This is a genomic window from Clostridiales bacterium FE2011, from assembly GCA_017569305.1.
In the GTDB taxonomy this organism is placed as follows: domain Bacteria; phylum Bacillota; class Clostridia; order Christensenellales; family Aristaeellaceae; genus Aristaeella.
Window position 1 is genome coordinate 228602 of the sequence record CP069418.1, and the last position, 14652, is coordinate 243253.

The 14652-nt window shown below is 56.5% G+C and carries 12 protein-coding genes; 8 read left to right on the forward strand and 4 right to left on the reverse strand.

The features are described 5' to 3' along the window. Positions 1-141 precede the first annotated feature (141 nt). From JRC49_01060 to JRC49_01070, 3 genes are all read right to left on the reverse strand, one after another. Entirely contained in the window at positions 142-1227 is a 1086-nt protein-coding gene (locus JRC49_01060; GenBank protein QTE71446.1) for an ABC transporter substrate-binding protein, read from the reverse strand. Between the two features lie 151 nt (positions 1228-1378). After that, a complete protein-coding gene (locus JRC49_01065; protein QTE71447.1) occupies positions 1379-1669 on the reverse strand; it encodes a hypothetical protein in 291 nt (96 codons plus the stop codon). Positions 1670-1683: 14 nt separating this feature from the next. Beyond that, the gene (locus JRC49_01070; protein QTE71448.1) at positions 1684-4563 is read right to left on the reverse strand and encodes an insulinase family protein; all 2880 of its coding nucleotides are present in this window, start codon (positions 4561-4563) and stop codon (positions 1684-1686) included. Between the two features lie 170 nt (positions 4564-4733). Between JRC49_01070 and JRC49_01075 the strand changes: the two genes are divergently transcribed. The 6 genes from JRC49_01075 to JRC49_01100 all read left to right on the forward strand — a co-directional run bounded on the left by JRC49_01075 (position 4734) and on the right by JRC49_01100 (position 11167). Then, the gene (locus JRC49_01075) at positions 4734-5738 is read left to right on the forward strand and encodes a deoxyguanosinetriphosphate triphosphohydrolase (GenBank protein QTE71449.1); all 1005 of its coding nucleotides are present in this window, start codon (positions 4734-4736) and stop codon (positions 5736-5738) included. A 255-nt stretch (positions 5739-5993) separates the two neighbouring features. Further along, positions 5994-7760, forward strand: a complete 1767-nt coding sequence (locus tag JRC49_01080) for a DNA primase (protein QTE71450.1) — start codon at positions 5994-5996, stop codon at positions 7758-7760. A 75-nt stretch (positions 7761-7835) separates the two neighbouring features. Continuing rightward, entirely contained in the window at positions 7836-8963 is a 1128-nt protein-coding gene (rpoD, locus tag JRC49_01085; protein QTE71451.1) for an RNA polymerase sigma factor RpoD, read from the forward strand. Positions 8964-8975: 12 nt separating this feature from the next. Next, entirely contained in the window at positions 8976-9665 is a 690-nt protein-coding gene (locus JRC49_01090; protein ID QTE71452.1) for an SAM-dependent methyltransferase, read from the forward strand. After that, complete coding sequence (locus tag JRC49_01095; protein QTE71453.1) at positions 9662-10432, forward strand: Nif3-like dinuclear metal center hexameric protein; 771 nt, start codon at positions 9662-9664, stop codon at positions 10430-10432. Before JRC49_01090 ends, JRC49_01095 begins: the two co-directional genes overlap by 4 nt. Positions 10433-10465: 33 nt before the next feature. Further along, positions 10466-11167: a hypothetical protein gene (locus JRC49_01100; GenBank protein ID QTE71454.1), complete on the forward strand. Its 702-nt coding sequence runs from the start codon at positions 10466-10468 to the stop codon at positions 11165-11167. Positions 11168-11225: 58 nt separating this feature from the next. Here JRC49_01100 and JRC49_01105 read toward each other — a convergent pair whose 3' ends face one another. Then, positions 11226-11939 carry a leucine-rich repeat domain-containing protein gene (locus JRC49_01105; GenBank protein QTE71455.1) on the reverse strand — a complete coding sequence of 238 codons (714 nt, stop codon included), beginning with the start codon at positions 11937-11939 and terminating at the stop codon, positions 11226-11228. A gap of 172 nt (positions 11940-12111) precedes the next feature. Here JRC49_01105 and JRC49_01110 point away from each other — a divergent pair, with 172 nt between their 5' ends. Together JRC49_01110 and malQ are read left to right on the forward strand one after the other, a co-directional pair. After that, on the forward strand, positions 12112-13128 hold the full coding sequence (locus JRC49_01110) for a LacI family DNA-binding transcriptional regulator (GenBank protein QTE71456.1): 1017 nt from the start codon (positions 12112-12114) through the stop codon (positions 13126-13128). A gap of 21 nt (positions 13129-13149) precedes the next feature. Continuing rightward, the gene (gene malQ, locus JRC49_01115; protein ID QTE71457.1) at positions 13150-14622 is read left to right on the forward strand and encodes a 4-alpha-glucanotransferase; all 1473 of its coding nucleotides are present in this window, start codon (positions 13150-13152) and stop codon (positions 14620-14622) included. Positions 14623-14652: the final 30 nt, after the last annotated feature.

The window sequence follows — 14652 nt, forward strand, 5'->3', positions numbered from 1 at the left end:
CGCCGAAGAATTTCTTCCGGTCCAGGCTCGCGCTCTGACTTCGGGCCACAGGCATTCATCCCCTTCCTGATTGGATTGTTTTCCTTCTGAAAAGGGGACGGGGCAAATGCCTCGTCCCCCCGTGATGTTTCCGGAATGGGATTACTCAGTCTTGAAACGGTCGTCCGCTTCAGCACCGGCATCCTTCAGAGCGTTGAAGTAGTCTTCCACGTACTTGGAAGTGTTTTCCTTCGCGTCTGCGAAATCATAATCGATGGTCTTGTTGGGATCCAGTTCCGGGAAGGCGGCCAGAGCGGCAGGCATCTGGGCGTTGTCGATCACCAGGAACTGATAGCTGCCCGCGTCATCCGCCAGCTCCACGCAGTCGGGAGACAGGGCAAATTCGATCCACAGCTTGGCAGCGTTGGGATGTTCGCATCCTTCGAAGATGGCGGTGGAGCCGACTTCATAGGCGGTGCCGTCTTCGGGGATGATCAGGCCGATGTTGTCATAACCCTGCAGGATCTGGTATACGCCGTCATGCAGGAAGCCGATGCCGATAACGCATTCTCCGGGACCTACCTTCTTGGAGGGACCGGAACCGCTCTTGGTGTACTGGGCAATGTTCTTGTCCAGTTCAACAAAGTAAGCCATGGCTTCGTCATGACCCTTGATCTGGACCATGGTGTTAATCACCAGCTTGGCTGTACCGGCAGTGTTCGGGTTGGACAGCCAGATCAGGCCCTTGTATTCAGGCTTGAGCAGGTCATCCCAGGACTTGGGCGCTTCAAGGTTCAGGCGGGCCAGCTCTTCCTTGTTGACCATGAAACCCAGGATGCCCTGGTAAATGCCGTACCAGTATCCTTCCGGATCCCTGTAGTAGGGCTTCAGCAGGTGGGAGGCGTTCACAGCTTCATAGGCTTCCAGCAGGCCGTCCTTGGCTGCTTCGTTGTAGGGGTCGTTCGTACCGCCGAACCATACGTCAGCGGAGGGATTTCCCTTTTCTTCAGCAATCTTGGTCTGAACCTCGCCGGTGCTCAGCCGCTGATATTCCACCTTGATGTCATACAGTTCCTCGAACTTCTTGCAAGCTTCGCTCAGATACTGTTCCTCGCAGGAACCGTAAACAATCAGTTCTCCTTCATCCTGGGCGGCCGCAATCAGGTCATCCAGTCCGCCTTCCGCAAACGCGGAAGTGATGCCGAGCATCATAACAAGCGCAAGCAGTAGAGCAATGAGTTTTTTCATGAGAAAGATCCTCCTTATTATTCTATTCGCCGCGATGACCCGCGGCGGAATATACACCAAAACAAGAGATAATCGCCGTATCCGGTTCTTTTGTTTCTTTTATGTTTTTATCTTATCATCGGGGATTCACTCTGTCAATAAGATCGCGTTGTTACTTTTCATCCTCCCAGCCCAGAGTAAAATACCATTCAGAAGGCTGGATGTATTGAAAATTCGGGGAAAACTCCACGTCAAAACCCTGGTTCAGGTAAATCTCCTGAAACAGCTCGCGGTGCTGTACCACATAGTGCTGCGGCGGAAAAACGATCTTTACGGATTTTTCTCCCAGCTTGACCGCTTTCCGAATCTCCTCGTTGATTTTTCCGCAGTACCAGATACAGCGCAGGGATCTGCTCCCCCGTCCGGATTTTTTGCTCTGTTCGTTTGCCTGTTCCCGGTCCATTTTTCTTCCCCCGCTTACAGATCTTTGACGGTCAGTCCTTCACAGTCTTTCAGCGCATCCTTGTTGGCCACCACGCACACCGTACCCTCCCGGCCGAAGGCCTCCAGGCTCTGTGCGCAGCGTTCCAGGTCTTCGGGAACCGCATGCAGGATCTGCTTGCGGATCCGTTCAGCTTCATCCCGGGTATATCCGGTCATATATCTTCCGTCTGCCAGCGTGCCTTTGTCCCTCGGACTCAGCAGCGGATTCAGCTCGTTCAGGGCGGAAATGATGTATCGGTCCAGGTCTTCCCCGTTCCGGATAAACGCCCGGAGGAAATCTGCCGCTCCCCGGTCCACCTCCGGCGTTTTCCCCGGTGTGGGATCCCGGTAGGAACTGGAATAGATATTGCCGTTCCGTTCCACCTGCAGACCCGCTCCGTATGCGCCGCCCTGCACCCGAACCCGGTTCCAGTAATAGTCCAGGCTCAGGATGGAGGAGGCCAGCCACAGGATGCCGTCAAACGCGGCTCCTGCCCGGCTGATCCGGTATCCGCGGGCTGCGAAGCCAGCCTGGGCCGGCACCCGGAAGCCAACCGCCCCGGGGCAGTCCGTCTTGTATGTCCTTGCTGCGGGAACGGTTGTTCCTTCCGCAAAACTGCTGATCAGTTTTGACGGAATCATATCCTCTGTGGAGGTTACGCTCACGGTCATCCGTTTCCGGCACAGCGTTTCCTTCATCAGTCGCTCCGCCAGTTTCATCAGCCCGGGGAATTCCTTCTCCGGCTTTTTGGCAAGCAGGTGAATATAGGCCGCTGCCGCATCGCCGTCCAGGGCGTTTTTCACGGCATTCTCCGCGCTGTACTGGCTCAGTGCTTTCCTGACTGCAATCTGATTTCCCGCGCTCAGGATTCTCTGCCGGGCGCCTAGCTCATTCTGCCGGAACATTTCCGTCATCTTTTCCGGGTCTTCGTACCGGGTGGATGTCAGGATCTCCGCCAGCAGTTCCTCCGCTTTTTCCGCGTTTTCCTCCAGCGCGCTGGTATAGGCCGTCAGGTACGGGGTGCAGGTTTCATCCTGTCCGCTTTCCGCCCGGGTAATAATGGTAAAGCCCAGGGCGCCTGTCCAGCGTTTGATATCCTGCTGAAGCGCAAGCGCGTCATGGTTTGCTGTGGGGAGCCTGCCCAGGAGTCCGGTCAGCTGGGACAGCCTGGTCAGTTCTTCCAGGCTGTAGTCTGTCAGGGAAAAATAGAGCCTGATATGCACCACACCGTTGCAGTTCAGCCGGTGTGTCATCACCTTTACGCCTTCACAGGCCTGGATTCCGGTTTCTGTCCATACCGGCTCCGCGTCCGCGTCTTCCTTGTTCAGCCTGGGCAGCGTCTGCAGTGCTTCAGGGCTGTCCGGAGTGTTCTGCCATTCTGCCAGCGCTTCGATCAGCCGGTCGTTTTCCGCTTTTTCTTCATCCGTCCATCCGGATACAAGTGCGTCAAGCCGTTCCTTTTCCAGCCGGCGTTTCTCTTCGCCGATTGTCCTGGAAGGAAGCGTATGCAGCGTGACCATGTTTTCCCGGTTCAGCAGCATATCCGCTGCCAGTTCCTCGAACCGTCCGCTGTCCAGCCATGTCTTCAGTTCCTTTACCATCCCTGCCGTTTCCAACGCGTCTGTGGGATTGCCGCCGAAAATCCAGTTGCCGACGCAGCGGATGCACCGGCCGATTCCCTGGGGCTCATCCTCCTCCCGCAGCGCGTAAATCGCGCGGTTCAGGGAAGCTTCCACCGCGCTTCGGTCCAGGCCTTCCCGCCGGATCTTCTCACCGGTTTCTTCCAGCAGGTTCAGTATTTCGTTTTCTTTGCCGTCCGTCACATTTTCGGCATGAATGGTCAGCCAGCTTTGCAGGGTCGTATCATCCACGGAAACAGAAAGATCCTCCGCCAGTCCCCGCTCCAGCGCAGCCCGCTTCAGCAGGGCCTCATTGCTGCCTGTCAGCACGTCGCACAGGATCCCCCGTGCCATGTTTTCGGTACGGTCCTTCCAGGTGCCCGTAATCCGTCCGAGGGTCAGATGGCCGCGGTTTTCTTCCTCTTCTTCCTGCCCCAGTTCATACTGGATGGTCTGCTCGGATCCCACCGGTTGCTGATAGCTGTATTCCGGTATATCCTCCCGGCGGTCAAACCGGTCCAGGTAGGAGGCGATCAGGGGCAGCATCTCCTCCATCGGCGCCGCGCCGTCCAGGTAGATCCGTGCGTTGGAGGGATGGTAATGACGCCTGTATTGTTCACAGAAACGTTCGTAGGTCAGTGCGGGGATTGCCTCCGGCTCTCCGCCGCTGTTGTAGCCGTAGCAGGTGTCCGGAAACATCTGCCGCATGATCTGCCGGTCAATCAGCGTATCCGTATCGCTCATGGCGCCTTTCATTTCGTTGAAAACGACCCCGCGGAAAACATACTCCCCTGCTTCGTTCCGGTCCACATGCCAGCCCTCCTGGCAGAAGCGTTTGGGGTCCCTCACGGCAATCGGATCAAAAACAGCATCCAGGTACACGCCTGTCAGGTTCAGGATATCCCGTGGATTCCGGCTGGAGACCGGAAACATGGTCATATCGGAAAATGTCAGTGCGTTCAGGAAAGTATTCATGCTGCTCTTCAGCAGTTCAAGGAAAGGCTCCCTCACCGGATATTTTCCGCTTCCGGACAGCACACAGTGTTCAAGAATATGGAACACGCCGGTATCATCCTCCGGAAGCGTCCTGAATGCAATCGAAAACACGATGTTTTCGGCTTTATTGTCCACCCAGAATACCTGTGCGCCGGTCCTGTCATGTTCAAGCAGCACAGTCCTGCCGTGCAGTTCTTCGCTGTCCCGGATTTCTTTAACGGTAAAGCCGGCAAAACCCTTGTTCACTTCGAAAGTCATGCGTTTGTTTCTCCCTGTTCCCGGGAGTTTTCTCCTTGCCTTAATCAATATTTTTATTGTAGCCCTTTACAATTCCTTGTCAAGATGAGGCAGGAATTCCGGGGTTTGCGTGGTATATACATATTGTATTGCAAAGATTGTATTTCAACGGTCGGAAGGAGGAACGCCCCGTGACAATCCGGGAAAGGCAGGAGCAGCAGGAAAAGCTCCTTCTGGCGCCGTGGGCCGCACGCTCTGCGGAGACCGCCGGCCGTGATATTCCGGTGAAACCCTGTGACCTGCGGACGGAATACCAGCGTGACCGGGACCGGATTATCCATTGTAAATCCTTCCGCCGTCTGAAGTTTAAAACCCAGGTTTTCCTTTCCCCGGAAGGAGACCATTACCGTACCCGCCTGACCCACACTCTCGAGGTGTCCCAGGTGGCCCGTACGCTGGCACGTTCCCTCCGGCTCAATGAGGACCTGACCGAAGCCATCGCCCTGGGACATGACCTCGGCCATACGCCCTACGGTCATATCGGAGAGCGCACGCTGAATGACCTGCTTCCGGAAGGGTTCCGCCATAATGAGCAAAGTCTTCGCGTGGTGGAGGTGCTCGAAAACGGCGGCGAAGGCCTGAACCTCACCAAAGAAGTCCGCCAGGGGATTCTCTCCCACTCCGGTAAAACAGAACCCGCCACGGTGGAGGCGGAATGCGTCCGCCGGGCGGACCGGATCGCTTACCTGAATCACGATCTGGATGACGCGCTCCGCGCCGGTATTCTCAGGCCCTTTGAACTGCCTGAGGATTGTCTCAACGTGCTCGGCCACACCCATCGGGAGCGGATCAATACCATGATCAACGATATCGTCACCTGCAGTGAGGATCAGCCCCACCTGTCCATGTCCGCCCCGGTGGAAAGTGCCATGGACGGCCTGCGGGAATTCATGTTTGACCGGGTTTACCGGGACGGCTGGCGCGATCCGGAAGAAGCCCGCTGTGACTATGTTCTCCGTCATCTGTTCGATTACTACTGCGAGCATCCCGGTGAAATGCCGGAAGAGTTCGTCATGATCGGCTACCGGGACGGTACGGAGCGCAGCGTCTGCGACTTCCTTTCCTGCATGACCGACCGCTACGCCACCCGCAAATTCCAGGAGCTGTTTGTACCCTCAGCATTCCCCGCATTTTAGCCATTATCCGCAACCTCAATCATCGCACTGCTCGCCTGGAGCGCGTCGCATTGCTCGTTTCGGTTGACTCGTTCGGCTCGCTTTTGTCTTCGACAAATGCCCCACTGGGGCACCGCTCCCCTCGCTCCCCCTCAGCCTTCCCCGCATTTTAACCACCTTCCGCAGTTTTTTTGCACATAATTATGCATTATGCATCGTGCATTATGCATTTTTCATTCTTCATTCTTCATTTTTCATTGGAGGAAATCTGACGATATGTCTTCCCGCTATCCTGCCGCCTGGCTTGATGAACTGCGAAGCCGATCTGACATTGTTCAGATCGTCTCAGGCTATGTGGCGCTGAATAAAAAAGGCCGGAAATACTGGGGGCTTTGTCCGTTCCACGGCGAAAAAACCCCTTCTTTTTCCGTGGACGGGGAACATCAGCTTTATTACTGCTTCGGCTGCAAGGCCGGCGGCAATGTGTTCAGTTTCTATATGGAAATGGAGCACTGCACCTTCAATGAAGCCGTGGAGCAGCTGGCGGAGCGGGCCCATATGCCACTCCCGGAAATGGAAAAGGATGTGGATTACGAGCGCCGCCGCACCCAGCGGGAGCGTCTGCTCAACGCCAACCGGGAAGCCGCCCGTTTCTATCACGAAACGCTTTTCACTCCCCAGGGTGCCGCGTCGCTTGCCTACCTGCGCCGGCGCGGGCTGAGTGACGGGGTTATCCGCAAATTCGGCCTGGGCGCCTCTCCGGATGACTGGAGCGTCCTGAGCGACCGTCTTCTTCAGAAAGGCTACACCCTGGATGAACTGGTCCTGGCAGGCCTCACGGTCCGTAAAAAGGCGGATAACGGTAAGGATCGCTACTTTGACATGTTCCGCAGCCGCGCCATGTTCCCGATTATTGATGCCCATGGAAACGTTCTTGCCTTCGGCGGCCGTACGCTGGAAAAGCGGGAGCCCAAATACCTGAACACAGCCGACACCCCGGTTTTCAATAAGCGCAAGGGTGTCTTTGCCGCCAACCTGCTTCGTCAGCAGCGTCATCTGGACCGGGTCATTCTCGTGGAAGGCTACATGGATGTGGTCAGTCTGACCCAGTTTGGTGTGGAAGGGGTCTGCGCGACCCTCGGTACCGCCCTGACGAATGAGCAGGCCCGCCTGCTCAAGCGCTACGCTCCCCAGGTCTATCTTGGCTACGACGGCGACTCCGCCGGCCAGCATGCCATCCTCCGGGGACTGGATATCCTGGAGCAGGAAAACGTTCCTGCCCGGGTACTGGATTTCCCCGACGGTCTTGATCCGGATGAGTTCATCCGCCGGGACGGAGCTGAAGGTTTCCGCCTTCTGCCCGCCATTTCCCCCGCCGCCTATCGGCTGCGCCGGCTGAAGGATCAGTTTGATCTGTCTTCCCAGGACAGCCGGCTGGCTTATGCCCGCGGTGCCGCTGAAATCGTATCTGCCGTGGATCCGCTGGAACGGGACGTCCTGCTCAACCAGCTTTCGGTGGAAACCGGTTTTGCCCGCGAGTCCCTGATTGAGCAGATGAACCTGACGGTCAACAAGCCGGCAGTCCGCACGCAGGACACACCCGCCCGCATCCGTCCGCCCCGTCCGGACACCTCCGGTTCGCCTCCCTCCGAGGATTTAAAGGCGCAGGAACTGCTGATCAGCCTCTTTGCATCCGGTCAGATTCCGAAAGATATGATTGAAGAAAAGGATTTTGACGATGACGAGTTGAAATCTTTATACAGGGAACTTGCAGCCGGAGCATCCCCCGCGTCGCTTCCGGATCTCGCCCCGGATGAAGTATCCCGTTCCCGCTTTGCCAGGCTGCTGTTTTCCCCCACCGCAGGCAGCACCGATGAGATGATCACCATGGCAAACGACTGCCTTACCCGGATCCGCAGGATCCGCTTGGAAAAGCGCTACGAAGAGCTGTCACAGGAAATGTCCTCTGCCCCGCAGGACCGGCTGGCCGAACTCCTGCAGGAAGCGGCGGATATTTCCGATAAGTTGAAAAAGCTGAAGTAAACCACGAATCCCGGAAACCCTGATTCGTTCCGGGAGGGACCGGCATTGTGCCGTAAACAGAAGGAGAGGATTCCATTGTCATTGTCACCCGAAAACAGGCAGAACCGTCTGGATGAGCTTTATGAGTACAGCAAATCCAGAGGAACAATCACCTATAAAGAGATCATGGACCGGCTTTCCGGAATGGATCTGGACGCCGATCAGCTGGATCGCGTGCTGGATACGCTGGAAGCCTACGGCGTATCTGTTGTGAATGATACCGCTGACCGCCAGGTCACCCTGACGGAAGAGCAGGCCGCGGATCAGGCTGCCGAAATTGCCCGTATCGGGGGCGAGGACAACGCCGCCATCGACCTGAGTGTTCCGGAAGGGATCAGCATTGACGACCCGGTCCGCATGTACCTCAAGGAAATCGGCAAGGTGCCCCTTCTCACCGCGGAAGAAGAAATCGAAATCGCCAAACGTCTTGAAGCCGGAGATGAAAGTGCCAAGCAGAAGCTGGCCGAAGCCAATCTCCGTCTGGTTGTTTCCATTGCCAAACGCTATGTGGGCCGCGGCATGCTCTTCCTTGACCTGATTCAGGAAGGTAATCTCGGCCTCATCAAGGCCGTTGAAAAGTTTGACTACCGCAAGGGTTTCAAATTCTCCACCTATGCCACCTGGTGGATCCGTCAGGCCATCACCCGTGCCATCGCGGACCAGGCCCGTACCATCCGTATTCCTGTCCACATGGTTGAAACCATCAACAAGCTGATCCGGATTTCCCGTCAGCTCCTGCAGGAATACGGCCGTGAGCCCACTCCTGAGGAAATCGCCAAGGAAATGGGCATTTCCGAAGCCAAGGTTCGTGAGATTATCAAGATCGCCCAGGAGCCCGTCTCCCTGGAGACGCCTATCGGTGAGGAAGAGGACAGCCATCTGGGAGACTTCATTCCCGATGAGGATGCCCCCGCCCCTGCCGAGGCCGCTTCCTTCGCCCTGATGAAGGAACAGCTCATGGATGTGCTGGACACCCTGACCCCCCGTGAGGAAAAGGTGCTCCGCCTCCGTTTCGGTCTGGATGACGGCCATCAGCGCACCCTGGAAGAAGTCGGCAAGGAATTCAACGTTACCCGTGAGCGTATCCGCCAGATCGAAGCGAAAGCGCTCCGCAAACTCCGTCATCCTTCCCGCAGCAAAAAGCTGCGCGATTACCTGGATTAAGCCATGTCACGTATGATTCAGCTGGATGCCCGCCTCTCACTGGCCTATGATCTTTATGATCCCTGTGATCTGGCGGCTGACATCGGCACAGACCACGCCCATCTACCGGCCGCGCTCCTGCAGCGCGGCCGCTGTCAGCATATGATCCTGACAGACCTGAGTGAAAGCGCGCTGAAAAATGCCCGGGAAACCGTTATTCGCTGCCGTCTTTCCGACCGGACAGATCTCCGCGCCGGCGACGGCCTTCAACCGCTTGAAGAAGCCTGCGGCATGATTTCCATTACCGGCATGGGCGGCCGCACCGTCCATGATATCCTGCTGGAAGGTGCCGGCAAGCTCAGGGGTGCCTCCCTGGTGCTTTCGGCGCATACGGATCTTCCCCTGATCCGGGAAGCGGTTTGCCGCATCGGTTACCATCTGGACCGGGAGGAGCCCTGCTTCTGCGCGGGTCGTTATTATCTTGTGCTTCGTGCCCGGCCGGGGGCCTGCCCGCTCACCCCGCGTGAGCTTCGGCTGGGCGGTCCCCTGTTTGAGTCTCAGTCGTCTCAGCTGATTCCCTATCTGACCCGGCGCCGGGAAGTCCTTCAGGACAAACTCCGCGGCCTTGTCTCCGCGGACAAACCTGAGGAATCCCTCATCGCCCAGGTTCGGGAGGATATCGCTTTCTATGACGGAATGATCGGGAAAGGAAGAGAATCATGACCGTAAAGGACGTTTATGATCTCATTGATCATGCTGCCCCGTTTGAAACCCAGATGGAATCCGACAATTCCGGTTTCCTCGTCGGCTCCGCCTCGCAGGCTGTCGATACCATTCTCTTTGCGCTTGACGTCACACCGGCCGTCATTGACGAAGCAGTTTCCCTCGGGGCACAGCTGATCGTCACCCATCATCCGCTCATGTTCAGCCCGGTTCACTCCCTGACGGATGACACCTATGAAGGCAAGCTGATCCGCCGGCTCGTCCGGGAGGATATCAGCCTGATTTCCGCCCACACAAATCTCGACCAGGCTCCCGGCGGCATCAACGACACCCTGGCGGAACGCTGCGGACTCTCGGACGTTTCCGGTGAAGGTTATTTCCGCTGCGGCCTGCTGCCCGCCCCCCTCTCTGCCGGGGATTTCGCCGCGGATCTGCGCAGGCGTCTCCATAGCGAGGTTCGTCTCATGGGACCGGCGGATGCGGTCATCCGGAAAGTCGGTCTTTGCAGCGGCGGTGGAAGCGATTTCTGGAATCTCGCCGCGGATGCCGGCTGTGACGCCTTTGTCAGCGGTGAAATCCGGCATCATCATGCCCTTGCCATGGCAGGCAGCGGCATTGTCGGGTTTGAGTGCGGTCATTTCGGTACGGAGGAACCCGGCATCCGTGCCCTTGCGTCGGCTTTACAAAACGCTGTCAATACGGTAGAATGTAATGTGCGGATATATGTGTCGGGTGTATCCGCCTATTCGTTTATCCGGCAACCGTGACAGGCGGTGATCCTGTCAGAAGGAGGCTCCTTTATGGAAAAGTATGAAGCACTGTGGGCTTACCAGGTGGAAGACATGAAAGCAGACGCCATCGCCCTGGCTATTAAGCGTTCCCCGACCCGGCAGAAGCTGGAGAAGGCCCGTGACTTTATCCTGGATCGCCAGAAGCAGTACAAGCAGATCGAAGAGGATATCGGCGCCATGGTGGACCGCAAGGACATCATTGCCCAGGCCATCGTCCGTTCCAAGGAACAGCTGGACAGCCTGCAGAAGCGCTTTGAAGCCGCTCCGCCCACCACGTCGGACGAAGTCAAATCCCTGCTTGCCGAAGTCAGCCGCTGCCGCGATACGATCCGTCAGTATGAAGTGGAGATCAGCCGTATCGTGAAGGAAACGGATGCCAACGAAAAACTGCAGCGCAGCGTTCGTCTGGATGCCGCCAATGCGAAGAAGTCCTTCGACCAGCTTAAGGCCGATTATGAAGAGGAGTCCAAAAGCAAGAAGGAAGATCTTGAGAACCAGCGGGCGAAAGCCAAAGAGGTCATGGATCAGGTGGATCCCGCTTTGCTGGAGGAATACGAGACCATCAAAAAGCATATCTCGCCCCCTGTGGCCCGGCTTATTCATGGTCAGTGCTCCGGCTGCAACACTTCCCTTCCCTCTGCCATCCTTTCAAAGATCAAGGGCGGCACGCTTGTGGAATGCGAAACCTGCGGACGGATGATCATCCCGTAAGCATTCGGATAACAAAAAGGCCCGGACATCATGTCCGGGCTTTTGTATTGCTTATGAATCAGTAAAGGATTTTCAGTTCGGGCGAGCAGCCTGCGAAGGAATCCTCTTCAATGGAGACGTCCTTGCCTGAAGGAATAGAAACCTTGCTCAGCGATGCGCACATCTGGAAAGCGCCGGGGCCGATTGCCTTCAGCTCGTCGCCGAATGAAATCTCCTCCAGGTTTGTGCAGGCCAGGAATCCGAACCGGCCGACTTCCTCCAGGGAGGCAGGCAGCTGTACCTCGGACAGCTCCGTGCATCCGCCGAAGCAGCACTCATCAATCATTGTAACGCCTTCAGGAATGACGATATCGTGCAGGTGAATGCACTTGAAGAACGCCATGTTCCCGATGGAACGGATCCCCTCGGGCAGCATTACGGACCGGACCGCTTCATTGTAGGCAAACATGTGGGCACCGACCGCAACAACCGGATGACCGTCCACCGTATCGGGTATCACCACGTCACCGGACGTTCCGGAATAATTGGTCAGCAGGGCGCCTTCCCCGTCGTCTGTCATCTGGTATACATAGTCCCCGCAGACGAACTTTTCACCGGTATCATATCCGGCGATGGTTTTGAAGTCGCTCGTTCCGGCTTCTTCTTCAAATGTGCTGCCAGGATCATCATCCAGCCAGTCATCATCATCGTCGTCCCACTCATCGGCATAGGTGGGCACAGCGCAGAGCATTACACACAGCGCCAGCATGATCAGCAGGAATCGCTTCATCATTATGCACACCTCCCGAATTTTATACTCATACATTATATAGCATAATATTATAAAAATCAACACACAAGATATCATAGAAGGGATTGACGAACCGGCATGCTTGTGATAATCTTTGCTTGAAAACGTTACCGTTACCGTTACCGGAATCTGGAGCAACGGGAGGCCTGAAACCGTGAAAGTCTACACAATTAAAGACATTGCCGCCATGGCCGGAGTCTCTGTTACAACGGTCAGCCGCGTGCTGAACAACCGCCCTGATGTGAACAGCGCCACCCGGGAAAAAGTGGAGCAGATCATCAGGGAATGCAGTTTTGTCGGCAATACGAATGCCCGTGGCCTGAAGCAGGGCAACGAAGTCATCGGCGTCGTCATCCGCGGCCGTTCCAATCCCTTCCTCAGTTCCCTGGCGGAAGCGATCCTGGACCGGGCCGATACCGTTCCGGACAACTTTGTCACGGAGTATATCGATGAAAAAGCCGATGAGTTCCTCACCGCGCTTCGGATGACCCGGCAGAACCATGTCAAGGGGCTGATCTTTGTCGGCAGTCTCATTGATAAACGTGTTGATGCCATCCGCGGACTGGATATCCCCATGGTCTTCACCACCGTGAATGCTGAATCCGCCGCCCTCGCCCGTGCTTCCTCCGTTGCTGTGGATGACCGGAGCATGGGCCGCGTTGTCGCTGAGGAGCTGCTGGACTGCGGCCACCGTCGAATCGCCATCTTCGGTTCCAACCCCGTCGCCGGCGATTCACTGGCCATGCGTTTCCAGGGCTTCTGTGACGCCTTCACCGACCGGGGTCTCAGCTATGATAATTCCCTGTACCGTGAAACCCGCTTCTCCTTTGAAGCCGGGTACGAGCTCGCCCGTGTATTCTTTACGGAGCGTCCGGACGCCACCGCTTTGTTTGCGATGAGTGATACCGTGGCGGTCGGTGCCATCCGCGCCCTGCGTGACCTGGGCAAGTCCGTACCGGATGACGTTAGCGTTGTCGGATTTGACGGCGTGGATATCAGCCGCTTCACAGTACCTCGTCTGACCACGGTGGAGCAGCCTGTCAGTGAGATTGCCCGCCGCAGCGTCAACCTGTTGCTGGATATGATGGAAAAGGGAGCCGCTCCCAGACATATTCTGGTGGATGCAGCTTTCCGTAAAAGAGAATCCATTGCGCCCTGTAACCGGGCATAACAGAAAGGAAGCGTCGTATTTATGCGTTCCAGCGGCATTCTGTTGCATATCTCTTCCCTTCCTTCCCCCGGGGGCATCGGCTCCATGGGCGATGAGGCATACGCTTTTGCTGACTTCCTGCAGGCTTCCGGCATCCGGATCTGGCAGGTGCTTCCCATCGGGCCGACAGGCTACGGTGAAAGCCCCTATCAGTCTTCCTCCGTATTTGCCGGCAATCCCCTGCTGATTTCCTGCGGCCGTCTCCGCGACGAAGGTCTCCTGACTTTTGCGGATGAGGAAGAGTTCGTCCCCTCCGATCCGGAAAAGGTGGAATATGACGCCGTCCGGGAGAACAAAGAAATGCTGCTCCGCCGCTGCTATGATGAATCCCGGGAGCGGCTGAGCGGACAGGTGAATGAATTCTGCCGGAAGAATGCCTGGGTGCAGGATTACGCCCTGTTCACCGCGCTGAAAAAGCATTTCGGCGGGGCTATGTGGACAAAATGGCCGGATAAGGACATCCGTTTCCGCAGGCAGGAAGCAGTTGAGCGTTACCGGAAGGAACTGAGTGCGGAGATTGACTACCATATCTTCTGCCAGTACCTGTTCAGGAAGCAGTGGTTCAGCCTCAAGAAATACTGTAATGAGCGTTCTGTGCTGCTCTTCGGCGATATGCCCATCTATGTGGCTGAGGATTCCGCCGATACCTGGACGCATCCGGATATCTTCCAGTTGGATAAAAACCTTGTCCCGAAACGGGTTGCCGGTGTTCCGCCGGATTACTTCTCCGCGGACGGGCAGCTCTGGGGCAATCCCCTTTACCGCTGGCACTACCTGCGCAGCCGGAAGTACGACTGGTGGGTGGATCGCATGAAGGGAATGGCGGAATTGTATGATATGATCCGGATCGATCATTTCATCGGTTTTGCCAACTACTATTCCGTCAAAAACGGTATGCCGAACGCCCGCAAAGGCCGCTGGGTCATCGGTCCCGGAAAAGCACTTTTCAAGCGGCTGGACCGCGAGGTCCCGGGAATCCGTATCATTGCAGAAGACCTGGGCTGTGTGAACAACCGTGTCCGGAAGCTCCTGGACTGGTGCGGTTATCCGGGCATGAAGGTGCTGACTTTCGGCTTTGACTCTGATGAATCCAATCCCCACTTCATCGGACTCTATGAAAAGAACACCGTAGCCTATACCGGCACTCATGATAACGACACTACCCTGGGATGGGCCAGGAAAGCCAGTCCGAAGGCTCTCGCCTTTGCGGAGAAAACCCTCGGATTCTCCGGGGCGGATGAAGCGCCTGAAGCCTTCATCAAAGCACTTTTCAAGGGGCCCTGCGATACGGTTGTGATCCCGATGCAGGATGTCCTGGGGCTTGATACCTACGCCCGGATGAATTACCCCGGCACCACCGGTAACAACTGGCTCTGGCGTATGAAACCTGATCAGCTTTCCCTGGATCTGTCCATGAAGTATTACCGCTTAAACAGGGAAACAGACCGACTCTGATATCTGCGCGTCCGCCTGATACAGGCGGAC